21 protein-coding genes and 1 tRNA gene are annotated in these 22,948 nt (G+C 64.9%); 12 read left to right on the top strand and 10 right to left on the bottom strand.

Annotation, left to right across the window (positions count from 1 at the left end; all coding sequences use genetic code 11):
• The first annotated feature begins 78 nt into the window (after positions 1-78).
• From FJ972_RS01165 to FJ972_RS01180, 4 genes are all read left to right on the top strand, one after another.
• Positions 79-858 carry a helix-turn-helix transcriptional regulator gene (locus FJ972_RS01165; RefSeq protein ID WP_140523526.1) on the top strand — a complete coding sequence of 260 codons (780 nt, stop codon included), beginning with the start codon at positions 79-81 and terminating at the stop codon, positions 856-858.
• A 194-nt stretch (positions 859-1,052) separates the two neighbouring features.
• Positions 1,053-1,805, top strand: a complete 753-nt coding sequence (locus tag FJ972_RS01170; RefSeq protein WP_140523523.1) for an SDR family NAD(P)-dependent oxidoreductase — start codon at positions 1,053-1,055, stop codon at positions 1,803-1,805.
• A gap of 213 nt (positions 1,806-2,018) precedes the next feature.
• A complete protein-coding gene (locus FJ972_RS01175) occupies positions 2,019-3,362 on the top strand; it encodes a glucoamylase family protein (protein ID WP_140523521.1) in 1,344 nt (447 codons plus the stop codon).
• The gene (locus FJ972_RS01180) at positions 3,352-4,881 is read left to right on the top strand and encodes a mercuric reductase (RefSeq protein WP_140523518.1); all 1,530 of its coding nucleotides are present in this window, start codon (positions 3,352-3,354) and stop codon (positions 4,879-4,881) included. The genes FJ972_RS01175 and FJ972_RS01180 overlap by 11 nt, the downstream gene beginning before the upstream one ends.
• A 31-nt stretch (positions 4,882-4,912) precedes the next feature.
• Here FJ972_RS01180 and FJ972_RS01185 read toward each other — a convergent pair whose 3' ends face one another.
• Positions 4,913-5,494, bottom strand: coding sequence for a DUF1349 domain-containing protein (locus FJ972_RS01185; protein ID WP_140523515.1), 582 nt, complete (start codon positions 5,492-5,494; stop codon positions 4,913-4,915).
• Positions 5,495-5,551: 57 nt separating this feature from the next.
• Complete coding sequence (locus FJ972_RS01190) at positions 5,552-6,991, bottom strand: aldehyde dehydrogenase family protein (protein ID WP_140523513.1); 1,440 nt, start codon at positions 6,989-6,991, stop codon at positions 5,552-5,554.
• Positions 6,992-7,256: 265 nt separating this feature from the next.
• Here FJ972_RS01190 and FJ972_RS01195 point away from each other — a divergent pair, with 265 nt between their 5' ends.
• The 5 genes from FJ972_RS01195 to FJ972_RS01215 all read left to right on the top strand — a co-directional run bounded on the left by FJ972_RS01195 (position 7,257) and on the right by FJ972_RS01215 (position 12,988).
• Entirely contained in the window at positions 7,257-7,916 is a 660-nt protein-coding gene (locus FJ972_RS01195) for a TetR/AcrR family transcriptional regulator (protein ID WP_181173446.1), read from the top strand.
• A gap of 94 nt (positions 7,917-8,010) precedes the next feature.
• Positions 8,011-9,264: a sarcosine oxidase subunit beta family protein gene (locus FJ972_RS01200; protein WP_140523508.1), complete on the top strand. Its 1,254-nt coding sequence runs from the start codon at positions 8,011-8,013 to the stop codon at positions 9,262-9,264.
• A 70-nt stretch (positions 9,265-9,334) separates the two neighbouring features.
• Positions 9,335-9,601, top strand: coding sequence for a sarcosine oxidase subunit delta (locus FJ972_RS01205; protein WP_140512890.1), 267 nt, complete (start codon positions 9,335-9,337; stop codon positions 9,599-9,601).
• A complete protein-coding gene (locus tag FJ972_RS01210; protein ID WP_140523505.1) occupies positions 9,598-12,477 on the top strand; it encodes a sarcosine oxidase subunit alpha family protein in 2,880 nt (959 codons plus the stop codon). The genes FJ972_RS01205 and FJ972_RS01210 overlap by 4 nt, the downstream gene beginning before the upstream one ends.
• Positions 12,470-12,988, top strand: a complete 519-nt coding sequence (locus tag FJ972_RS01215) for a hypothetical protein (RefSeq protein ID WP_140523503.1) — start codon at positions 12,470-12,472, stop codon at positions 12,986-12,988. Before FJ972_RS01210 ends, FJ972_RS01215 begins: the two co-directional genes overlap by 8 nt.
• Here the strand turns inward: FJ972_RS01215 and FJ972_RS01220 are convergent.
• The 4 genes from FJ972_RS01220 to FJ972_RS01235 all read right to left on the bottom strand — a co-directional run bounded on the left by FJ972_RS01220 (position 12,978) and on the right by FJ972_RS01235 (position 14,351).
• Complete coding sequence (locus FJ972_RS01220; protein ID WP_140523500.1) at positions 12,978-13,463, bottom strand: hypothetical protein; 486 nt, start codon at positions 13,461-13,463, stop codon at positions 12,978-12,980. The two genes, FJ972_RS01215 and FJ972_RS01220, sit on opposite strands and share 11 nt — an antisense overlap.
• 37 nt (positions 13,464-13,500) lie before the next feature.
• Positions 13,501-13,656, bottom strand: a complete 156-nt coding sequence (locus FJ972_RS01225; protein WP_181168359.1) for a hypothetical protein — start codon at positions 13,654-13,656, stop codon at positions 13,501-13,503.
• Between the two features lie 56 nt (positions 13,657-13,712).
• A tRNA-Ala gene (locus tag FJ972_RS01230) sits at positions 13,713-13,788 on the bottom strand.
• Positions 13,789-13,961: 173 nt separating this feature from the next.
• Positions 13,962-14,351 (bottom strand): TIGR02300 family protein, encoded by a 390-nt coding sequence (locus tag FJ972_RS01235; RefSeq protein WP_140497238.1) that lies wholly within the window; start codon positions 14,349-14,351, stop codon positions 13,962-13,964.
• A 207-nt stretch (positions 14,352-14,558) separates the two neighbouring features.
• Here FJ972_RS01235 and aroA point away from each other — a divergent pair, with 207 nt between their 5' ends.
• The 3 genes from aroA (at position 14,559) to rpsA (ending at position 18,732) form a co-directional block, all read left to right on the top strand.
• A complete protein-coding gene (gene aroA / locus FJ972_RS01240; RefSeq protein WP_140497241.1) occupies positions 14,559-15,917 on the top strand; it encodes a 3-phosphoshikimate 1-carboxyvinyltransferase in 1,359 nt (452 codons plus the stop codon).
• A gap of 263 nt (positions 15,918-16,180) precedes the next feature.
• A complete protein-coding gene (cmk, locus tag FJ972_RS01245; protein WP_140497244.1) occupies positions 16,181-16,831 on the top strand; it encodes a (d)CMP kinase in 651 nt (216 codons plus the stop codon).
• Positions 16,832-17,034: 203 nt separating this feature from the next.
• Positions 17,035-18,732 (top strand): 30S ribosomal protein S1, encoded by a 1,698-nt coding sequence (gene rpsA / locus FJ972_RS01250; RefSeq protein ID WP_140497246.1) that lies wholly within the window; start codon positions 17,035-17,037, stop codon positions 18,730-18,732.
• Between the two features lie 111 nt (positions 18,733-18,843).
• Here rpsA and FJ972_RS01255 read toward each other — a convergent pair whose 3' ends face one another.
• The 4 genes from FJ972_RS01255 to FJ972_RS01270 all read right to left on the bottom strand — a co-directional run bounded on the left by FJ972_RS01255 (position 18,844) and on the right by FJ972_RS01270 (position 22,857).
• Positions 18,844-19,551: an SDR family NAD(P)-dependent oxidoreductase gene (locus FJ972_RS01255; RefSeq protein WP_140497248.1), complete on the bottom strand. Its 708-nt coding sequence runs from the start codon at positions 19,549-19,551 to the stop codon at positions 18,844-18,846.
• 212 nt (positions 19,552-19,763) lie between these two features.
• Positions 19,764-21,344: a 5-guanidino-2-oxopentanoate decarboxylase gene (locus FJ972_RS01260; protein ID WP_140525840.1), complete on the bottom strand. Its 1,581-nt coding sequence runs from the start codon at positions 21,342-21,344 to the stop codon at positions 19,764-19,766.
• On the bottom strand, positions 21,344-22,015 hold the full coding sequence (locus FJ972_RS01265) for a TetR family transcriptional regulator C-terminal domain-containing protein (RefSeq protein ID WP_140497252.1): 672 nt from the start codon (positions 22,013-22,015) through the stop codon (positions 21,344-21,346). Before FJ972_RS01265 ends, FJ972_RS01260 begins: the two co-directional genes overlap by 1 nt.
• On the bottom strand, positions 21,985-22,857 hold the full coding sequence (locus tag FJ972_RS01270; RefSeq protein WP_140525839.1) for a dimethylarginine dimethylaminohydrolase family protein: 873 nt from the start codon (positions 22,855-22,857) through the stop codon (positions 21,985-21,987). The genes FJ972_RS01265 and FJ972_RS01270 overlap by 31 nt, the downstream gene beginning before the upstream one ends.
• Between the last annotated feature and the right edge of the window lie 91 nt (positions 22,858-22,948).

Consider the following 22,948-nt stretch of genomic DNA (forward strand, 5'->3'; position numbering starts at 1 on the left):
GCTAGATTCGCGGGACCGGATCGCGCCATATGCCTAAAGGCACAATGACGGGCGGGAGCTCGTCGCCGAAAAAGAGGCATGCGCATGGGCAACATCTGGGCGCCGCTCGCCATGGCGATCGCCGCCACCGGCACCGACAGGCATGTCGACTGCCTGATCGACCTGATCGGCGCCGACATCGCGCATGACTTGGTGACGGTGACGCGCTACTCGGCGACGCAGACGCCGCAATTCGTCAAGCACCGGCGCTTCTCCGACGAGATGGTGCGGCGCTACCTTGATAATTATTACGTGTTCGACCCCTTCTACGCTTCCTGGCGGCGCGAGCGCCGGCTGGGCATCATGCCGCTCAAGCGGCTGGCCGACGACGAGGCGAAACGCGGCCAGTACATAGCCGGCTTCCTCGCGCAATCGGAGATATGCGATGAAGTCGGCATCATGCTGGCCGATGGCGGCGACTGGTGCCTCGGCATTTTCCTCGATCGCTCGACGACGGCGTTCAAGGACAGCGAGATCGCCCTGCTGACCGAGCGGCTGCCGGTGTTCGAGGCGCTGCACGCGCTCGACATCAAGGCGCGCGGAAGCGATTTCTCGCGCAGTTCGGCGCCCTCCAGCCCCGGCGCCTCGCCGCGCCAGCAGCCCACAATTCCAGCGAGCCTGTGGCCGGAACTGTCGCTCAGGGAAAGGGAGCTCGTGCAACTGATCCTGGCCGGCCATCCGACCGCCAACATTGCCGAGCGGCTCGGCATCACCGTCGGCACGGTCAAGAACCATCGCCGGCGCATCTATGAGAAACTCGACATCACCACCGAGCGGGAATTATTCCTGCAGTTCTTCCTGTACCGCTGGGACAGATAGGCCTGGCGCCGGTGGCGCTGGTGCAAGCGCTGGACAGGCAGATCGAGGGGAGCCCGGCATAACGCGCCTCAGGGATTGGCCCAGACGATCGAGGTGCATGCCGGCTTGAACTTGGCCGGCGGCGACCTCACAGTCACCCCCGAACATGGTTTCGCCGAGCGGAGCCGATTTGCGCCAGGACAGGGGAAAATGAGATGCCGACGATTTTCGCGGAACGGTTTGCCGGACGCTCGGCGGTGATTACGGGCGGCGCATCCGGCATCGGCCTCGCCGTCGCACAGAGGTTGGTCCAAGAAGGCGGGCGCGTTTCGGTTTGGGACCGCGATCCCGCCCAGATCGAAGCGGCCAGGGCTTCGATCCCGGCGCTGCATGGCCAGACCGTCGATGTCGCCGACCCGGCGGCGGTGGATCGGGCGGCGCGGTCGACGATCGAGGCGCATGGCGGGGTCGACATCCTGATCACCAGCGCCGCCATCACCGGTCCCAACATGACCGCCTGGGACTATCCGGTGGAGGACTGGCGTCTGGTCATCGACATCAACATCAACGGTGTCTTCTACTGCAACAAGGCGCTCGTCCCGCACATGCTGGAGCGCAATTACGGCCGCATCGTCAACATCGCCTCGATCGCCGGCAAGGAAGGCAATCCCAACGCTTCCGCCTACAGCACATCCAAGGCCGCGGTGATCGGCCTGACCAAATCGCTCGGCAAGGAACTGGCCAAGACCGGCATAACCGTGAACTGCGTCACGCCGGCGGCGGTGCGCACGGCGATCTTCAAGCAGATGAACCAGGAGCATATCGATTTCATGCTCTCCAAGATACCGATGGCGCGCTTTGGCGAGGTCGACGAGGTGGCGGCGCTGATTTGCTGGATCGCCTCGGAGGAATGTTCGTTCACGACGGCTGCCGTCTTCGACGTCTCCGGCGGCCGCGCCACCTACTGATGTGGTGCGGCGCTTTCCGGCTGGCGGCAAGCAACTACAATTGCGCGTGAGGAAGCAACCAACGGAGCTGGACAAGCGTACAATGGCCGAAGCCGGAACCCGGCAACGGCAACAATGAGGGCGAAGACATGACCATGCGTGACAGATCGGCCCGCGCGCAATTCCTGCACCTTTCCCCGGCAATCGCGACGACCAGACCGGAGCTTGCCGCATTTGCTTAAAGTCGAGCCTGCCATCCTGTCGGACGACGACCTTCTGGATCGTTTCCAGCGCGCGGCCTTCGGCTATTTTCTGGAAAACGTGAACCCCGAAAACGGGCTGGTCGCCGACACGTCGCGGCCGAATTCACCGGCCAGCATCGCGGTCGTAGGCTTTGCGCTCTCCTGCTATCCGATCGGGGTCGAGCGCGGCTGGATGGCGCGGGAAGCAGCGGTGGAGCTGACGCTCGCCGCGCTGCGTTTCTTCTGGACCAGCACGCAAGGCAGTGGCGCTGACGTCACCGGCCACAAGGGTTTTTACTATCATTTCCTCGACATTCGCACCGGACTTCGGGTGTGGCGCTGCGAACTGTCGATGGTGGATACGGCATTGCTGATGGCCGGCATTCTCGTGGCAGGCGCCTATTTCCGGGGCGACGATGACGAGGAAGCCGAAATCCGCCGGCTGGCCGAGGCGCTCTACCGGCGCGTCGACTGGCGATGGGCGCAAGGCAGCAGTCCGACGTTGCGACAGGGCTGGAAACCGAAGAGCGGCTTTCTCCACTATGGCTGGGAAGGCTACAATGAGGCGACGATCCTCTATGTCCTGTCGATGGCCTCGCCCGACAGCCCGACGTCCGACGACAGCTACGCGGGCTGGACGGCGACCTATCAGTGGGAAAACATCTACGGCTACGACGTGCTTTATGGCGGTCCGTTGTTCATGCACCAGTTCTCTCATGCCTGGATCGATTTCGCCGGCATCCGCGACGCTTTCATGCGCGAGAAGAATTCGGACTATTTCGAAAACAGCCGCCGCTCGACCTACCTGCACCGCGACTATGCTCGGCATAATCCGTATGGCTATGACGGCTACGGAGAGAACCTCTGGGGGCTTTCGGCCGGGGACGGACCGGGCGGCTTTCGCAGCAGCATACAACGGCGGCGGCGCCGGTTTTCCGGCTACGTCGCGCGCGGTGCGCCCTTCGGGCCGGACGACGGCACGATCGCGCCGTGGTCCTATCCGGCGTCGCTGCCTTTCGCGCCTGACATCTGCATGGCGGCGCTGCGCCATCTCGCGGATCGCTACCCCCAGGTGATCGACAATTTCCGGCTGCCGAGCGGCTTCAACCCGACGCTGGCCAACCGGCGAAAATTCGGCCGCGACGGCTGGGTGTCGGAAGGCCATTTCGGCCTCGACCAGGGCATCGTGGTGATGATGATCGAGAACCACCGCTCGCGCCTGGTGTGGGAGCTGATGCGTTCCAACCAGTACATCCGCCGCGGCCTTAACAAGGCGGGGTTCACAGGCGGATGGCTGTCGCAGCCGGCAAGCCCGGATGGCCGCGATGTCGCTTGAAGGGACGAAAGCTGCCGGTTTTCCGGCCGACCACAATGATGTCGAGCTGGTCAGGGGCGCCCATCCGCCGCATTGGCGAAACCCGCCGCCCACCGGACCATACAATCTCGTCGTCGTCGGCGCCGGGCCTGCCGGCTTGACTGCCGCGACCGAAGCGGCAAGCCTCGGCGCGAAAGTGGCGCTGATCGAACGCGGGTTGATCGGCGGCACGTGCATCAACACCGGCTGCATCCCGTCCAAGTCGATCATCCGTACATCCAGGCTCTATGCCGACATGCGCGATGCCGAGAATTTCGGAGCCGATGCGCCGGACCATCTTCGCGTCGATTTCCAGCGCGCGATGACCAGGATGCGGCGCATCCGGCAACGGATCAGCCATGCCGACAGCGCTGAGGCGCTTGCTGCGCTGGGCATCGACGTTCATTTCGGCGAAGCCCGGTTCGAGGGAAGCGATTGCGTGACCGTCGCGGGAACCACGCTGCGCTTCCGCAAGGCGCTGATCGCGACAGGCGCGAGGCCGGAGTTTCCATCCATTCCCGGCCTGGTCGAGGCCGGCTATCTCAGCAACGAGACGATGTTCGACCTTGTCGACTGCCCGAAGCGGCTGCTGGTCATCGGCGGCGGGCCGCTTGGCTGCGAGACAGCGCAGGCCTTCTGCCTGCTCGGCGCGAAGGTCATCCTGGCGCAGAGCGATCCGATGTTCCTGCCCGGCGAGGAACGCGACGCCGCGCAGATCCTTTCGGAAGCGCTGGCGCGCGAGGGGGTCGAGGTCCGACTGAACACCGAAGTGGTGGCGGTGCGCAGGGACGGCGACAAGAAGCTCGCCGACCTGGTGCGGGACGGCGACACGACGACCATTTCCGTCGACGAGATCATCACCGGCATAGGCCGCTCGCCCAATGTCGACGGTCTTGGCCTCGACGAGGCGGGGGTTGCCCACGATGCCAAAGGCATCAAGGTGGACGACTATCTCAGGACCTCAAACCCGCGCATCTATGCGGCGGGCGATGTCTGCCTCGACTACAAATTCACGCATACCGCTGAAGCAACAGCCCGCATGGTCGTGCAGAACGCCCTGTTTCTCGGGCGCAAGAGGCTGAGCGAATTGGTGGTTCCGTGGTGCACCTACACCGATCCGGAAATCGCCCATGTCGGCCTCTATCCGGTGGAGGCGCGCCGCGACGGCATTCCGGTCAAGACCTATACGGTGCTGATGCACGATGTCGCCCGCGCGGTGATGGACGGCGAGGAAGAGGGTTTCGTCAAAATCCATGTCAGGGAAGGATCAGACCGCATCCTCGGTGCGACCGTGGTCGCCGCCCATGCCGGCGAGATGATCAACGGGGTGTCGCTCGCCATCAGGTCGGGCATGGGATTGCACGCGCTGGCCGACGTCATCCATCCCTTCCCGACACAGGCGCAAGGCATCAAAATGGCCGGCGACGCTTACCGGCGAACGCGGTTCACCCCTTTGTGGAGGCATCTGGCGGCACGCTGGCTGGCGTGGTCCAGGCGATGACACTTGTGTCCCGTCGGCGTTGGCGCGGGCTTCAGCCGTGCAGGTCCCGCGAAATCGGCGGGCCGACCGAAAAGCCGGTGAAGGTGACCTCGAAGCCTTCGCGCTGCGGCGAACAGCACATCATGCCGACATCGACCGCCTTCGAGACCGGGAAGTAGGCGAGCCGCACCGGCTTCCAATGACCGTCGGAGACATCCAGGTACTGGACGCGGATGGTCTCGGCATGGCGGGTCAACCGGATCGCGACGCCATCCGGACCGGCCGGAATGGTGGCCAACGACCAGTCCGAGGCATCGTTGGTGACGACGACCGAAAAATACATCACGCCGTCGGTGTATTCGATGCCGGCCTTGATCCAATGCGTTTCGCTGAGGCGGAGCATCAGCCCCGCCTGGTCGTAGAGCACCTCATAACGTCCGGTGACGGTGACTTCCGCGGTGAAATCGCCCTCTACGCGCTTGTAGAGGAAATGGCCGTTGTCGCGCCAGAAATCATAAAAAGTCTCGCGCCAGAAATCCGTCTCCTTGCCGGTGCGCACATGAACCGCATCGCCGTCGATGGAATGATGCGGCGGCGGATTGAGCCAGGTCAGATCCTTGTCTTGAACTGTCATCGCCTTGTCTCTTGGTGCACGCGAAGGCTTCGCCGGCCCGGTCAGCCGGCGCCCCGATCAGCCTGCAAACGTGTAGGCGGTCTTCACGGTGGTGTAGAATTCCATGGCGTATCGGCCCTGTTCGCGCGGACCGTAGCTCGAGCCCTTGCGGCCACCGAAGGGAACATGGAAATCGACACCCGCCGTCGGCAGGTTGACCATCACCATGCCGGCCTCCGAATTGCGCTTGAAATGCGTGGCGTGCTTGAGGCTTGACGTGCAGATGCCGGACGTCAGCCCGAATGGCGTATCGTTGGCGACGGCGAGCGCCTCGTCGTAGTCCTTGACGCGGATGACGCTGGCGACAGGTCCGAAAATCTCCTCTCGCGAGCTGCGCATGGCGTTGGTGGCATCGGTCAGCAGCGCCGGCCGCAGGAAGAAGCCCGGCGTCTTGCGGTCAAGCCGCTCGCCGCCGAAGGCGAGCGTGGCGCCTTCCCTCACGCCGATGGCGATATAGTCTTCGTCCTGCTTGAGCTGCGTCGCATCGACGACGGGACCGATCTGGGTCTGCGCGTCGAGCGCATCGCCGACGACCAGTTTGTCCATCCGTTCCTTGAGCGCTTCGACGAAACGGTCATGAATGCCGTTCGTCACGATCAGCCGGGACGAAGCCGTGCAGCGCTGGCCGGTCGAGAAGAAAGCGCCGTTGATCGCGCAATCGACAGCCGTAGCGAGGTCGGCATCATCGAGCACCACCAGCGGGTTCTTGCCGCCCATTTCGAGCTGGAACTTGCGCATGTGCTCGACGCTCGCCGCGGCGACGCGCTTGCCGGTGCCAACCGAGCCGGTGAAGCTGATGGCGTTGATGTCCGGGCTGTCAAGCATCGCCTGGCCGACCACCGAGCCCTTGCCCATGACGAGGTTGAGCACGCCCTTGGGCAGGCCGGCACGGTGCAGTATGTCGACGATGGTCCAGGCGCTCTCGGGAACGAGATCCGCCGGCTTGAAGACGATGGTGTTGCCGTGGGCAAGCGCCGGAGCGATCTTCCAGGCGGGAATGGCGATCGGGAAGTTCCAAGGGGTGATGATGCCAACCACGCCGACCGCTTCGCGCGTGATCTCGACACCGACGCCCGGCCGCACGCTAGGCACGACTTCGCCCGAGAGGCGCAGTGTCTCACCGGCGAAGAAATCGAAGATCTGGGCGGCTCGAATGGTCTCGCCAATGCCTTCGGCCAGCGTCTTGCCTTCCTCGCGCGCAAGGTTGCGGCCGATCTCGTCCTTGCGCGCCAGGATCTCGTCCGACGTCTTCTTCAGCACCGCGTGACGGACCAGCAGACCCGAGCGCGACCAGGCGGGAAAGGCCGCCTTGGCCGCGGCGATCGCCTGTGCCGCATGTTCGACACCTGCGGAAGCGTATTCGCCGACGATGTCGCCGGTATCGGACGGGTTGATGTTGCGGGAGCCGGCATCGCCGACCCACTCGCCGTCGATGAGGTTCTGTCGAAGCGGTGCCATGTCGTGTCTTTCCTGCTGGTTCGCCGCGCGGCGGCATCTGTGTGATTGTATTTGCCAGACAATTGCGCTGCGGGAAAGCACGCTTTGCGCGGACGGCCGCGACAAAGTCTCTCGGTTCGCGGCCCCGCGCGACCTGCTGCCCGCGTCGCATCGTCCTTGGCCCAACAGGTTCGGCGACACATCGTTCCAATCACCACGAAACGGGTCTGTACATGTATGTCCATAGTCTTGATTTGCCCGGGGCGGCGTGTCATGCGTCGTGCCGATGGAAGCCACCGACACGACAACCCAGCGCGCCGGCGCCACCGGCAACATCAAGGTCACCCGGGAAGACTGGCTCAAGCTCGCGCTTGAAACGTTGATTTCGGACGGCGTCGAAAGCGTCCGTGTGCAGACGCTCGGCCAGAAGCTCGATGTGTCGCGTTCCAGTTTCTATTGGTACTTCAAGAGCCGCCAGGACCTGCTCGACCAACTGCTGGATTATTGGCGGCAGACCAATACAAGGTTCATCGTCGAACGCGCCGCGCGGCCTTCCGCGACCGTCATCCGCGGGGTGATGAGCATCTTCGAGTGCTGGGTGGACGAGAAGCTGTTCGATCCGCAGCTGGATTTCGCGATCAGGGCGTGGGCCCGGCGATCGCCCGTCATCAGGCGGGCTCTCGACGACGCCGACGAGGAGCGCGTCGACGCCATTCGCGACTTGTTCAGGCGCCACGGCTATGACGAGGAAGACGCCTTCGTGCGCGCCCGCGTGCTCTATTTCATGCAGATCGGCTACTACTCGCTCGAGCTCGATGAACCGATGAGCAGCCGTCTGCCGCACGTCGCGTCCTATCTGCGCAGCTTCACCGGCCAGGAGCCCACGGCACAGGACGTCGAGGATTTTTCGCGCTATGTCGAGGAAACGCTTTCGCGCAGCCGTTAGCGACAGCCGCGCTTTTACATCACGGCACGAACTAGACATATATGTACAATAGCGTTACGCCTCAGCCCATTGAACCAACCTCCTCCAGCACGCCATGACCAGACGCTATTCCGCTTTGTCGCTCTTGAAGGAAGGCCTCGCCGGCCAGACCGGCTGGGAGCCGGCCTGGCGCTCGCCCGAGCCGGAGCCGTCCTACGACGCGATCGTCATCGGCGGCGGCGGCCACGGGCTGGCGACGGCCTATTACCTGGCGAAGAATCACGGCATCGCCAGAGTAGCGGTTTTGGAAAAGGGCTGGATCGGCGGCGGCAATACCGGCCGCAACACGACCGTGGTGCGCTCCAACTATTACTATCCGCAGAGCGTCGAGCTCTATGGGCTGGCGCACCGGCTCTATGAGGGACTGTCGAAGGACCTCAACTACAACGTCATGCTGTCGCAGCGCGGCATGGTCAGCCTGTGCCACTCGACCGCCGAAATGGAGACCGGGGCACGCACAGTCAATGCCATGCAGATCAACGGCATCGATGCGGAGCTGTTTTCGCCCCAGGATGTGCGCCGGGTGGCGCCGATCTACAATTTCACGGCCAATGCGCGCTTTCCCGTGTTCGGCGGCATCTGGCAAAGCCGGGCCGGCACCGCGCGCCACGACGCGGTCGCCTGGGGTTATGCACGGGCCGCGAGCCGACTCGGCGTCGACATCATCCAGAACTGCGAAATCACCGACTTCATCGTCGAGGGCGGCCGCTGCCGCGGCGTCCAGACGACGCGTGGCGCCATCCGCGCGGACCGCATCGGCATGGCCGTGGCAGGACATTCCTCGGTGCTGGCGGCCAAGGCCGGCTTCCGCCTGCCGATCAATTCCTATGCGCTGCAGGCCTGCGTAACCGAACCGGTCAAGCCGATCCTCGACACGGTGGTGCTGTCGCCCGGCACGGGCGTCTATGTCAGCCAATCCGACAAGGGCGAGATCGTCATCGGCGGCGGGCTCGACCGCACTCCCTCCTATGCCCAGCGCGGTAACCTGCCGACGCTGGAGGGGGTGATCGCGGGGCTGTTGGAAATGTTCCCGATCTTCGGCCAGCTGAAGCTGATGCGGCAATGGGCCGGGATCGTCGACGTCGTGCCGGACTCCTCGCCGATCATCGGTGAATCGCCACTGCCCAATCTGTTCCTCAATTGCGGCTGGGGCACGGGCGGCTTCAAGGCGATCCCCGCCGGCGGCACGCTTCTGGCGAACCTTTTGGCAACGGGCAGGCACAACGACATCAGCCGCCCCTTCGATCTCGACCGCTTTGCCAGCGGGCGGCTGATCGACGAAGCGGCCGGTTCCGGCATCGCGCATTGATGCATGTCGCGCAAAAGCGCCGAGCGGCCTTAGGGCAACGACATGCATAAGACGACGACTGAGGTTTGCCATGCAGCTTTTCCCTTGCCCGTTCTGCGGCCCGCGCGACGAGACCGAATTCCACTATGGCGGCGATGCCGGCAATGTCAGGCCTGATGGCGCCGAGGTGCCGATCGAGCACTGGGCCAACTACCTCTATCTGCGCTCCAACCCAAAAGGCGCGGCGCGCGAGATCTGGGTGCATATGAACTGCGGCGAATTCTTCGTCATGGAGCGTGACACCGTTACGCACAAGGTGCTGTCTTCGGCTGCCCTGGGCGGGGAGCACGCGGCGTGACCGCCTCGCGCCTTAGCACGGGTGGCAGCGCCATCGACCGCTCGCGCCCGATCCGCTTCAGCTTCGACGGCGCCACCGTACAGGGATTCGCCGGCGACACCATCGCCTCCGCGCTGCTGGCCGCCGATGTCGCGGTCGTCGGCCGCAGCTTCAAATACCACCGGCCGCGCGGCATCTGGGGCGCGGGCGTCGAAGAGCCGAACGCGCTGGTGGATATCAGCGGCCCGCAGACGACGCCGAACACGCGTGCGACGACCGAGCCGGCGCGCGACGGGCTGGTGGCCAAAAGCGTCAACGCGACACCCAATGCGCTGGCCGACCGCAACGCCTTCCTCGACCGCTTTTCCCGCTTCATTCCGGCCGCCTTCTACTACAAGACCTTCATGTGGCCGGACTGGCACAGGTTCGAGCCACGCATTCGCGCCATGGCGGGACTGGGTCAGGTAGACAAGGACTGGACGTCGCCCGGCCCGGCCGACCAGATCAACCACCATTGCGACGTGCTGGTGATCGGCGCCGGACCGGCCGGGCTGGCAGCGGCAAGGCTGGCGGCCGGCGCAGGCCGGTCCGTCATGCTGGTCGACGACCAGCAAAAGCCCGGCGGATCGCTCGGTCACCGCGCCGGCGAGATCGACGGCAAACCGGCCGCCATCTGGGTCGAGGAGACGGTTGCGGGGCTTTCCGCCGGCGGTCACCTGGTCCTGCCTTCGACCACCGCTTTCGGTATCTACGACCATAATCTGGTCGGGCTTAACCAGCGGCATTTCGACGGCCGGCCGGACACGCTGTGGCGGGTCAGGCCGCGCCGGATCGTGCTGGCGACGGGCGCCATCGAGCGGCCCCTGCCATTCGCCAACAATGACCTGCCGGGCATTCTCTCGGCGGACGCAGCGCTCAGCTATCTCAGGCGCCATGCGGTGCTGGCCGGCCGCCATATCGTCGTCGCCGCAAACAATGACAGCGCCTATGAAGTGGCGGAGGCGGCCGCCGAGGCTGGCGCCGACGTCACGCTTGTCGACATCAGGCGCGACGGTATGCCCGCCGCGCCCGCCAAGGTGCGGATGCTCAAGGGCCGCGCGCTCACCGCCGCGGCCGGCAAGCTGCGCGTCGAGGGTGTGATGCTGGACGACGGCACCAGGCTCGATGCCGATTGTGTGCTGGTGTCGGGCGGCTGGACACCGACCATCCATCTCTTCGGCCAGGCCAAGGGCAAGCTCGCCTGGAGCGAGGCGCGCGCGGCCTTCCTGCCGGGCGACCCGGTCGAGGCCATAGCGGTGGCCGGAGCTGCCGCCGGCGCGGTTTCGTTGTCGGAGGTATTCGCCGGTTCGCAGAAAGCCGTCGCGTCGCTCGGCCCGACGAAGGCAGCAGTGCCGCGCAGCAGCGGAACGGAGGCGACCAGCGGGATAGTAGCGGCATGGCCAACGCCGGGTTCGAAGGGACGCATCTGGATCGATTACCAGAACGACGTGACGGTGAAGGATATAGAGCTGGCGGCGCGCGAAAATTTCGTCTCGGTCGAACATCTGAAGCGCTACACGACGCTCGGCATGGCGACCGACCAGGGCAAGACCTCCAACCTGCCTGGCCTGGCGCTGATGGCCGGGATCACCGGCCGCACGGTGCCGGAAGTCGGCACCACGACCTATCGTCCGCCGTTCACGCCGGTTCCGCTGGCGAGCTTCGCCGGCGCGCGCAGCGGCGAACTGATGGCGCCGGTGCGGCGGCTGCCGCTGGAGAGCGTGCATCGTGCCAGCGGCGCCGTGTTCCAGGAGTATGGCGGCTGGCTGCGCCCGGCCTATTATGGGGGCGGCGATGCGGATCGCACGATCCAGGACGAGGCCCGTCGCGCCCGCCAGTCCGTCGCATTGTTCGATGGCTCGACGCTGGGCAAGATCGAGGTGATCGGACCCAAGGCGGCCGCGTTCGTCGATTTCGTCTATTACAACACGATGTCGACGCTGAAGCCGGGCCGCTGCCGCTACGGCTTCATGTTGTCCGAGAATGGCGTGGTCTTCGATGACGGCGTGCTGGTGCGGCTAGACGAGCATCGCTTCGTCGTGTCGTGCTCGTCCTCGCACGTGGCCGCCGTGCATGCGCGGCTGGAGGAGTGGCGCCAGGACCGGTTCGGGCGCGGCGCGGTCTACATCCACAACGCCACCGCGGAAATGGCGACCCTGACCGTTTCGGGACCGAACGCCCGGAAACTGCTCGAGACGGTTGATCTCGGCCTTTCGCTCGAGGATGGCGAGCTGCCGCACATGGCGGTCGGCCAGGGCAGCTATGACGGCGACGAGGTGCGCATCACCCGCGTCAGCTTCACCGGCGACAGAAGCTACGAGATCTCCATCCGGGCCGATCGCGCGGAGTCCTTGTGGGCGGGCCTGCGCGACGCCGGGCAGGCGTTCGATGCGGTTGTCATCGGCCTCGAGGCGCTGATGATCCTGCGCGCCGAGAAAGGCTTCATCGTGATCGGCAAGGACACCGACGGCACCACGCTGCCGCACGACCTCGGCGTCGAGGGCCCGCGGGCAAAGCGCCAGACCGAATTCGTCGGCCGCCGCTCGCTGTTCACCGAAGAGGCTTCGCGCGGCGACCGCATGCAGCTGGTCGGGCTGGCGGTGCCGTCCGGCGAAGCGCCGCTGCCAACCGGTGCGCATGGCATCAAGCGCAGCGGCGGCAAGCTGCGCAGCCAGGGCTTTGTCACATCGAGCTACCGGAGCCCTACGCTTGGCCGGCCGGTTGCGCTCGGCCTGATCGAGCGCGGTGCGGCCCGCCACGGCGAAACGATCGAAATCCAACATCTCGGCAAGGCGATGACGGCGACGATCGCCGCTCCTTGCGCCTTCGACCCGGCAGGAGACCGGTTCAATGCGTGATCTCGCCCAAAAATGGCCGGTAGCGCCGGACTGGCAGTCGGCAACCATCGGTGCACCGGGTCTCGAGGCGCGCACGATCCCCGGCCTTCACCAATTGCTGGTCAGCGGCGATCTCGACGCCTGGGCGCGGATATCCGGCATGGACGGCAACGGCGTGGGCGCCTTTGGCAGCGCGCAAGGTGACCGCTATGCGGCGCGTCTGGCGCGCGACCGCCTGCTCGTCGTGTCGAGCACACCGCTCGCCATCGCCGCGGGTTGGCACGCGGAAGGTTTCGCGGTGACGGCGATCAGCGCTGGACTTCATGTGTTCGAGGTCAAAGGCTCGGCCATCGACGCTTTCATCGCGCGCGGATCAACGCTCGACCCAAACAAGGAAAGCGCCAGTGCCGCACTTTCCTTCGCCGGCGTCAGTGCCATCGTCTACCGCCACCGGGACAGGCTGCGCATCCATGTCGATCGCGGCCTGGCATCCTACCTGTGGACGTGGATGGAAACGGCTCTCAGAGCGTGAACGACCAGAACAGGCAGGCCAGCGTGGCCGCCGCGAAGACGACGAAAAACAGACTGCGCAAGAGCACGTTGCGGCGAAGCTCGTTCATGACGAAGTGGCAACCGACGATAGCCGCCGCAAACAGGAACCGCCAGTTCAGCAGCGCCCATAGGGCGTCGCGCTGGCTGAATGCCCATCTGGCGACGAGACAGCCTACGATGGAGGCAAGGAGCACGATCACGGTCCAGAAGATGGCATCGGCTGCATGGGTGAGCACGATGCTGGCGGCTCTGATCGGCAGGATCATCATCAGCAGCGCGCTGAAGAAATAGACGGCGGCGAGTGGTATGAACATCCCGGCATCGGCAATGCCGTCGAGGCGCCTGACGCCGATCGCACCGTAGGGGTAGCCGTGCCTGGCCACCACCAGGCTCAAGGCCATGAGCAGCGCTGTCAGCACCGCGACCAGGGCGAAGGACGTGAGGGCTTTGCTCATGACGGTCCCGTTCAAAGCGAATCAAACAGGAACCGTTTTAGTCAATGGCCGCATATTGCGTAAGCACCGGCGCGCCCGACGGCAGCGAAATCGGCAGGCAGCCCAGCATCAGTGGAGCGGGCGGCCAGAACGAAACCGCCGCGTCGACCGCCTGAGCGGCGCGCTTCAGGCTGCGGCGGGCAGCGATGTCCAACAATTCCGAAGCTGAATCCGGTTTCTACAACCCCGAAATTTGGAAAAGTGACTGTTTGGTGGAGCCAATCGGAATCGAACCGACGACCTCTTGAATGCCATTCAAGCGCTCTCCCAACTGAGCTATGGCCCCACTTCCGGCAGTCAACCGGCGCCGTTTCCGGCGAAGAGATCCGGCGCGGGTTGGAGACCGCGCCGTTAGTGCAGGCGGCTTCTAACCCCGCCCTTCGTCAATATCAAGCCTTCATCAGCGGCTTTTTCTTCACAAGCTGCGAAAGCCGGCAAACGCTTGCGTTCCCGGCCTTGTCAGACCTCGTCGTCGTCGTCGCCGACGCCGATCATGTCGGCGACATCGTCGTCCTCTTCCTCTTCGTCGGCGAGGAACGTATCGTCCTCGTCGTCGCCCAGGTCGACATCATCCTCGTCGTCGCCGAGATCGGGCAGATCGTCGCCCTTGACGTCTTCGTCAGCCTCTTCGAGCGAGACGACTTCAACGCCCTCCTCGTCCTCGGCGTCCACTTCCTTCTCGGCCACTTCCTCTTCCTCCTCGAGGGCGGCGATCTTGCCTTCCTCGAAATAGGAACGCGGATAGGTCTTGCCGGTATAGGGCGAGACGATCGGGTCCTTGTTCAGGTCGTAGAATTTTCGACCCGTTTCAGGGTCGATACGCTTTGTGCCAAGTTCGGTTTTTGCCACGGCAAGCCTCGTCGATAAAAGAGTGGTCCCCTTAACCACTGTTTGCAGCGCTGTCAAAGCCAAAAGCCGGCGTCACAAAACCATGCGTTGAAAGGCCTAGCATCAAGTGACGACCATGGGGGATGACCATTTCGGCCCACCGTGATACGAGACCGCCGCAACAAATGAAAAGCGCCGGCCCGCCGGCATTCCGTCCAGGGAAATTCCATGTCTCACGCCGCCGCTTCCAAGCCGGCCACCGCCCGCAAATGTCAAGCGCTTTCCGGTACGGCGCGCGTGCCGGGCGACAAGTCGATCTCGCACCGCTCCTTCATGTTCGGCGGGCTCGCCTCCGGCGAGACCCGCATCACCGGCCTGCTCGAAGGCGAGGACGTGATGCGCACCGGCGCCGCCATGAAGGCGATGGGCGCACATATCGAGAAGCGCGGCGACGAATGGGTGATCCGCGGCACCGGCAACGGCGCGCTGCTGCAGCCGGAAGGGCCGCTCGACTTCGGCAACGCCGGTACCGGCTCGCGGCTGACCATGGGGCTGGTCGGCACATATGACATGGAAACGACCTTCATCGGCGATGCTTCCTTGTCAGGCCGGCCGATGGGCCGCGTGCTGGAGCCGCTGCGCCAGATGGGCGTGCAGGTGCTGAAGGCAACGCCCGGCGACCGCATGCCGATCACGCTGCATGGACCAAAGCATGCCGCCCCGATCACCTATCGCGTGCCGATGGCCTCCGCGCAGGTGAAATCGGCGGTGCTTCTCGCCGGCCTCAACACGCCGGGCATCACCACCGTCATCGAGCCTGTCATGACGCGCGACCACACCGAAAAGATGCTGAAAGGCTTTGGCGCCAATTTGTCGGTCGAGACCGACGAGCGCGGCGTGCGCCATATCTTCATCGAGGGCCAGGGCAAGCTCACCGGCCAGACGATCGCCGTGCCGGGCGACCCATCCTCGGCCGGCTTCCCGCTGGTGGCCGCGCTGATCGTGCCGGGTTCCGACATCGTGATCGAAAACGTGCTGATGAACCCGACCCGCACCGGGCTGCTTTTGACTTTGCAGGAGATGGGCGGCCAGATCGAGATCTTGAACCCGCGCAATGCCGGCGGTGAGGATGTCGCGGACCTGCGCGTGCGTTATTCCGAGCTGAAGGGGGTCACCGTGCCGGCCGAGCGGGCGCCGTCGATGATCGACGAATATCCGGTGCTGGCCGTTGCCGCCAGCTTCGCCGAGGGCGAGACGCTGATGCAGGGGCTGGAGGAACTCAGGGTAAAGGAATCCGACCGGCTGTCGGCGGTCGCCAATGGACTGAAGCTTAATGGCGTCGACTGCACAGAGGGTGAGACATCGCTCGCGGTGCGCGGAAAGCCCGGCGGCAAGGGGCTCGGCGGCCATCCCAATGGCCCGGACACGACCGTGCAGACGCATCTCGACCACCGTATCGCCATGAGCTTCCTGGTGATGGGGCTGGCGACTGAGAAGCCGGTGACCATCGACGACGCCAACATGATCGCGACAAGTTTCCCGGAGTTCATGAGCCTGATGACAGGGCTGGGCGCGGAGATTGGGTGAGAGTTGATGGGTTGGGGCCAAACTGAAATGCCGGCAGGACAGCGCCCCCCTCTGTCCTGCCGGACATCTCCCCCACAAGGGGGGAGATCAGCCGTCATAGCGGCCTTCGCAAATCGCCCGCGTTGCAGAAGTGAGCGAGGCGTCGGAACTGCCAATCTCCCCCCTTGTGGGGGAGATGTCCGGCAGGACAGAGGGGGGCGCGACGGATCGCAAGCTCTCTCCGGACCGCTACGCTGTTCGGTTTCAGGTATGCTGGCCTGCCAATGACACACGTCTTCACCATCGCCATCGACGGTCCGGCCGGAGCCGGCAAGGGCACCCTCGCCCGGCGTCTGGCCGATCACTACCGACTGAACCTGCTCGACACCGGCCTCACCTACCGTGCCGTCGCCCATGCCTTGCTGCGGCTTGGCTTGCCGCTCGACAATGTCTCGGCGGCAGAGACGGCAGCACGTCAGGTCGACCTGGCGAAGCTCGACCGGGCCGTCTTGTCGGCGCATGCGGTTGGCGAAGCGGCCTCGAAGGTCGCGGTGTTTCCAACGGTGCGGCGCATCCTGGTGGAGAAACAGCGCGAGTTTGCCAAATCCCCCCCGGGCGCCGTGCTCGACGGTCGCGACATCGGCACCGTGGTGTGCCCCGATGCCGACATCAAACTCTATGTGACCGCGAGCGCCGAGGTGCGGGCAAGGCGCCGGCTGGCGGAGATCGAGAGCATCGGCGGCACGGCTGATTTCACCGAAATCCTCGCCGATATCCGGCGCCGCGACGAGCGCGACATGGGCCGCGCCGACTCGCCCTTGAAGCCTGCCCCCGACGCGCACTTGCTTGATACCAGCGAAATGGCTATAGAAGCCGCGTTTCTCGCGGCCAGAGCTGTCATCGACGACGTGCTGTCCAAGGGAAACAAGGCCTGATCCGGGTTTTCCCTCGAGTTTCCGTTGCTGGAGGCAAAGGAAATACCCATATCGGGCACGAACCAGCCTGCCAGCATTCTTCATGCGCCGGACTTGCCGCCTCAAGCGGCCAAGGGCTCTTTGCCCGGAACGCCGGCAGGCCAACGCAACGCTAACCCACGGCGCACGCCCCGCTAAAGATGCGGGGTATTCCAGGAGAAACAATGTCTGTAGCAAATCCCTCTCGCGATGATTTCGCGAGCATGCTCGAAGAATCATTCACCGCCGGCCATTCCGGCGAGGGCCAGGTTGTCCGGGGCACGATCACCGCGATCGAAAAGGACATGGCCATCATCGACGTCGGCCTCAAGGTCGAAGGCCGCGTGCCGCTGAAGGAATTCGGCGCCAAGGGCAAAGAATCCACCCTCAAGGTCGGCGACACGGTCGAAGTCTATGTCGAGCGTATCGAGAACGCGCTTGGCGAAGCCATGCTGTCGCGCGAGAAGGCTCGCCGCGAAGAGAGCTGGGTGCGTCTCGAAGAGAAGTTCACCAAGGGTGAGCGCGTCGAAGGCGTCATCTTCAACCAGGTCAAGGGTGGCTTTACCGTCGACCTCGACGGCGCCGTGGCGTTCCTGCCGCGCAGCCAGGTCGACATCCGCCCGATCCGCGACGTCTCGCCGCTGATGCACAACCCGCAGCCTTTCGAGATCCTCAAGATGGATCGCCGCCGCGGCAACATCGTGGTGTCGCGCCGCACCGTGCTCGAGGAGAGCCGCGCCGAACAGCGTTCGGAAATCGTGCAGAACCTCGAAGAGGGACAGGTTGTCGAAGGCGTGGTCAAGAACATCACCGACTACGGTGCGTTCGTCGACCTCGGCGGCATCGACGGCCTGCTGCATGTCACCGACATGGCATGGCGCCGCGTCAACCATCCGACCGAGATCCTCAACATCGGCCAGACGGTCAAGGTGCAGATCATCCGCATCAACCAGGAAACGCACCGTATCTCGCTCGGCATGAAGCAGCTCGAGAGCGATCCTTGGTCGGAGATCGGCACCAAGTTCCCGATCGGCAAGAAGATCAAGGGCACCGTCACCAACATCACCGACTACGGCGCGTTCGTCGAGTTGGAGCCGGGCATCGAAGGCCTCATCCACGTTTCGGAAATGTCGTGGACCAAGAAGAACGTGCATCCCGGCAAGATCCTGTCGACGACGCAGGAAGTCGATGTCGTGGTGCTCGAAGTCGATCCGGCCAAGCGCCGCATCTCGCTCGGTCTCAAGCAGACGCTGGAGAACCCGTGGGAGGCTTTCGCTCGCAGCCATCCGGTCGGCAGCCAGGTCGAGGGCGAGGTCAAGAACAAGACCGAGTTCGGCCTGTTCATCGGCCTGGAAGGCGACGTGGACGGCATGGTGCACCTTTCCGACCTCGACTGGACCCGTCCGGGCGAGCAGGTGATCGAGGAGTACAATCGCGGCGACATGGTCAAGGCGCAGGTGCTCGACGTCGACATCGAGAAGGAGCGCATCTCGCTCGGCATCAAGCAGCTGGCCCGCGACACGGTTGGCGAAGCGGCGACTTCAGGCGAGCTGCGCAAGAACGCCGTCGTCACCTGTGAGGTCATCGGCGTCAAGGATGGCGGTCTGGAAGTGCGGCTGGTGGAAAGCGGCATCGAGACCTTCATCAAGCGCTCCGACCTTTCCCGTGACCGCGACGAGCAGCGCCCCGAGCGCTTCACCGTCGGCCAGAAGGTCGACGCCCGCGTCATCGCCTTCGACAAGAAGACCCGCAAGCTGCAGGTCTCGATCAAGGCGCTGGAAATCGCCGAGGAGAAGGAAGCGGTCGCCCAGTACGGCTCGACCGACTCCGGCGCCTCGCTGGGCGACATCCTGGGCGCCGCGCTGAAGAAGCAGGGCAGCTAATCGCCCTTTCGCACAGGCCCGAAACAAAACCCCGCCGGAGCGATCCGGCGGGGTTTTTCTTTGTCGGAAACTCGGACGCAGCCCGAGGATCGTCGAAGTCAACTATGCGCGTTACGCGCGACCGTAGAGCGGCACCAGCGTGCCGCTCATCGCCTGGTTGGCGGGCGAGGCAAGGTAGGCGATGGCCTCGGCCGCCGCTTCAAGGCTGACCCATTTGCTGAAATCGGCATCCGGCATGTCGGCACGGTTGGCCGGCGTGTCGAGCGTCGAGGGGGCCACCGCATTGACCAGGATGCCCTGGTGCTTCAGCTCTTCCGCCATCGCCACCGTCATCGCCGCGACCGCTGCTTTGGAGGCGGCATAGGCGACCATGCCCGAGCCGCGGCGCGGATCGAGCCCGGCGCGTGCCGTGACATTGACGACGCGGCCGGCGGTGCCCGCCGCCAGCATCGAGCGCACCGCCGCACGGCTGCACAGGAACGCGGTGCGGGCATTGGTATCCATCATCTCGGCAAAGGAGGCGGATTCGATCTTCTCCACAGGCGCCTTGGCAAAGCCGCCGGCCAGATGGATCGATCCCCACAGGGCGGGAACCTGGGCATAGAAGGCTTCGACCTTGGCGGAGTCCGACAGGTCGACATTGTGTGCCAGCCTGACGTTCTCGTGGGTGGTGAAAGGGAAATGCGAAGGTGCCGCGGCATGGGCGTTCGGCACATGGCAGACCGCGCCCTCGCCCAGCAGCTTGCCGACGACCGCGCCGCCGAGCGCACCGGTCCCACCGGTCACAACGATGTGCCTGCCCTGAAGTGTTTCCGTCATCCTGGACCGCTCCTGTCTTTTTTTGACTATGTCGCTTGTTTCGCCGCGCCGACGCGAAGCGTCGCGCCTTTCGTGCGATCACTCAATTGATATCTCGACATGGCAGCCGTCGCGTCTTTGCATGTGTCGGGCAGCGGCGATTGTTGCCGCGCAAAAGCCAAGCCGGCGAATGACCACGATGCAAGTAGGAAAATCGACGCCGGCGTGAAGCTTCACTCGACCGTGATTTCGATGACGCGCGGCAACCCCGTTGCCCGGGCGCGCTTCAGCGCGAGTGGTAAGGCGCCGGTATCGGCGATCCGTTCGGCGCCGATGCCATAGGCCTCGGCCAGTTTGCAGAAATCCGGCGGTGCCGGGGACACGCCGACGGGTTCCACGCCGACGTCGAGCATCGAAGTCTCGATCTCGCGATAGCCCCTGTTATTCCAGACGACGAAGATAACGGGTGCCGCGGCATCGAGCGCCGCGCCGAGCTCGGGTAAGGTGAACTGGAAGCCACCGTCGCCGGTGAGGCAGACGATCGGCGCGTCGGGCATGGCGAGCGCCGCGCCCACCGCCGCCGGCGGGCCGTAGCCCAGCGCGCCGAAGCCGGTGGCGGCGTTGAACCAGCCGCCCGGCCGGTCGTGATCGTAATAGAGGTTGGCCGCGTAGACGGGCTGGGTGGAGTCGCCGACGATGATCGCGCCCGGCAGGGCGTCGCGGATGGCTTCCACCGCATGGACCTGCGCCGCATGGACGGGGGTCAGTTCGGCGCGAGCCGCCTTTCGCGCCGCCGCGGCGCGGTTCTTCCCGTCCTGCCTGCCCGCGTCGACCGAGCCGAGCGCGGCAAGCAAGGCTTCGATCGCCTCGGCGCAGTCGGCCTGGATGGCCACCGTCGCCGGACGGCGCGCCAGCTGATCGGCGCCGATGTCGATGCGGATCAGATTGGCCGGCAGGACAAATCCGCCATCGCCATAGCCGTCATAATCGGTTGGGCCGAACTCGGTGCCGGCGGCAATGACCAGATCGGCCTCGCCCATCAGCGCGCGGACGGCTTTCAGGCTGGGACTGGCCGGTACGCAGAGCGGATGGCGGTGGAGCAGGCCGCGCGCATTGGTCGTCTCGACGACCGGCGCGCCCAGCCTTTCGGCCAGGCGCCGCAGCGCATCCTCGGCGCGCTTGGCGCCGCCGCCGGCCAGGATGAGCGGGTGCCGAGCCGCCGCACAAAGGCTGGCCGCCGCGGCGATGGCCGTCGCCCCGGCAGCCGGTGGCGCGGCATTGCTCAGCACCGCCGCGATCCCATCGGCAGGCTTGACCATGACGTCGGTCGGAATCTCGATATGCACCGGGCCCGGCCGCGACGAGGAAAACAGCGCGAAGGCACGGGCGAGCGCGCCGGGCAGTTCGCCGGCCTCGGTGATGCGTTGCGAAAACAGCGCCACCTTTTCCATCATGCCGCGCTGGTCCGGCAGCTCGTGCAGGAAGCCCAGGCCCTTGCCAAGCGTCGGCGTGGCGTTGACGCCCGAGATTACCAGCATCGGCACCGAATCGGCGCGCGCCTGTGCCATGGCGGTGATGGTGTTGGTCAGCCCCGGGCCGGTGATGACGAAGGCGACGCCCGGCCGGCCGCCGGCGCGCGCATAGCCGTCGGCCATGAAGCCCGCGCCCTGCTCGTGGCGCGGCGTGACATGGCGGATCCCCGAACGCACCAACCCGCGATAAAGCTCGACCGTGTGGACGCCGGGAATACCGAACACGGTGTCGACGCCATGCGCCTCGAGCAGTGAAATCAACGCTTCGCCAATGGTGGTCACTAGTGTTCTCCCCTTTCCGGCTCGAGGCCGAGCTCGGCTTCGACAGCCTTGATCCCAATCGCCGCCAATTCGCCGGGCGAGAACATCTCGCCGGCCAGGCAGCCTTCGATCCAGAGTCCGTCGATGATCGCGTTGATCGCGATGGCATGGTGGCGCAACTGGCTTGCGTCCGGCTTGCACTGTTCGGCGGCGAGCACTTCGGCCACAACCGCCTCCACCTCGTTGCGAAAGCCGAGATAGCCTTCGCGGTGGGCACGGGCCAGGGTCGGATCCGCACCGGCGCGGCCGATGAAGGTTGCCCAGAGCGAAAAAACCCGCGCGTCGATGATCGGCGCGTTGAGGTTGGCGGTGACGAAAGCCGCAAGGCGTTGCCGCGGCGAGGCATCTTCCATGACCAATGCTGCTTTCGCCTGCTCGGTCATGCGGCCGACCAGTGCCGTATAGGCCTCCTGCAGCAGTTCTTCCTTGCCGGGGAAATAGTGCCGGATCAGCCCCGCGGTGACGCCGGCACGCAATGCGATGGTGCGCAAGGTGGCGCCCTGCAGCCCATGTTCGGCCACGCTGTCCAGAGTCGCCTCGATCAGATCCTGCCGCCGCCGCTCCTCGCCCTCGCGACGAAACTTGCGGCGGGATGGCGCATTCATTGGCGCAGGATCGGCCGCGTCAGGCATGTCGGCCCACCTTCGCAGGCGATGCAGAGCGCATCCGCCTCGAAGACTTCAACCATGCAGCCCGCGGCCTCCATCGCGGCCTTGGTCTTGGGAAAGCCTGCAACGGCAATGACCTTGAGCGGGCTAGTCGGCAGTACGTTAAGGCTGAGGCCGTTGGAAGCAGCGAACTCCTCGGCATCGCCTTCGACCAGCCGGATGCCGCGTGCCTTCAGCATTTGATAGAACGGGGCCGGCAAAAGCGGCGAATAAACCAGCGCGAGGTCGTCGGCCAACGGGCTGATCACCGACATCAGGTGCAGGCACGCCTCTTCGCCCTGCCACAGCGGCAGATCAAAGCCGTAGACGGAAACGCCCAGCGGCGTCAGCAGGTTGGAAACCTGCTGGATGCCTTCCTGGTTGGAGCGGACACCGCGCCCGATCGCCAGCGTGCGGGCGTCCACCCAGACACAATCACCGCCTTCGACCTGACCAGGAGCCTCGACGCGGCCGAGGATCGGAATGCCCAGCCTTGTGTAGGTTTCCTCATGCAGCGAGGGCTCCCTGGCGCGTAGTGGCTTACCCATGGACAGGATCAGCGCGCCGCGACCGGTCATCAGCGATGGGTCGTGCGTGAACACCGAATCCGAAAGTCCGTCGGCCTTGTCTTCGATCCATTCGATTTCAGCGCCGGAAGCCGCTACCAACTCAGCAAGGGCCGCGTGCTGCGAGGCAGCTTTCGCCGGATTGAACCCCGGGCCATAGTGCCAGGCAGATCTGTCGGCGTCGCGCATGGCGTTGGCCGCCGACCGCATCAGCACGCGCCGCAGCGTCGCCGCCATGGACTGTGATCCGAAAGCGCTCATCGGTGCCCTTTTTAGCTGAAAAAAATCGAGAAAATTTCATGAAAGGCTATTTATACACTTGCACAACAAGGCCGCAAGTGCCGTAATGAGC

It is taken from the genome of Mesorhizobium sp. B2-1-1, from assembly GCF_006442975.2.
Classification (GTDB): domain Bacteria; phylum Pseudomonadota; class Alphaproteobacteria; order Rhizobiales; family Rhizobiaceae; genus Mesorhizobium.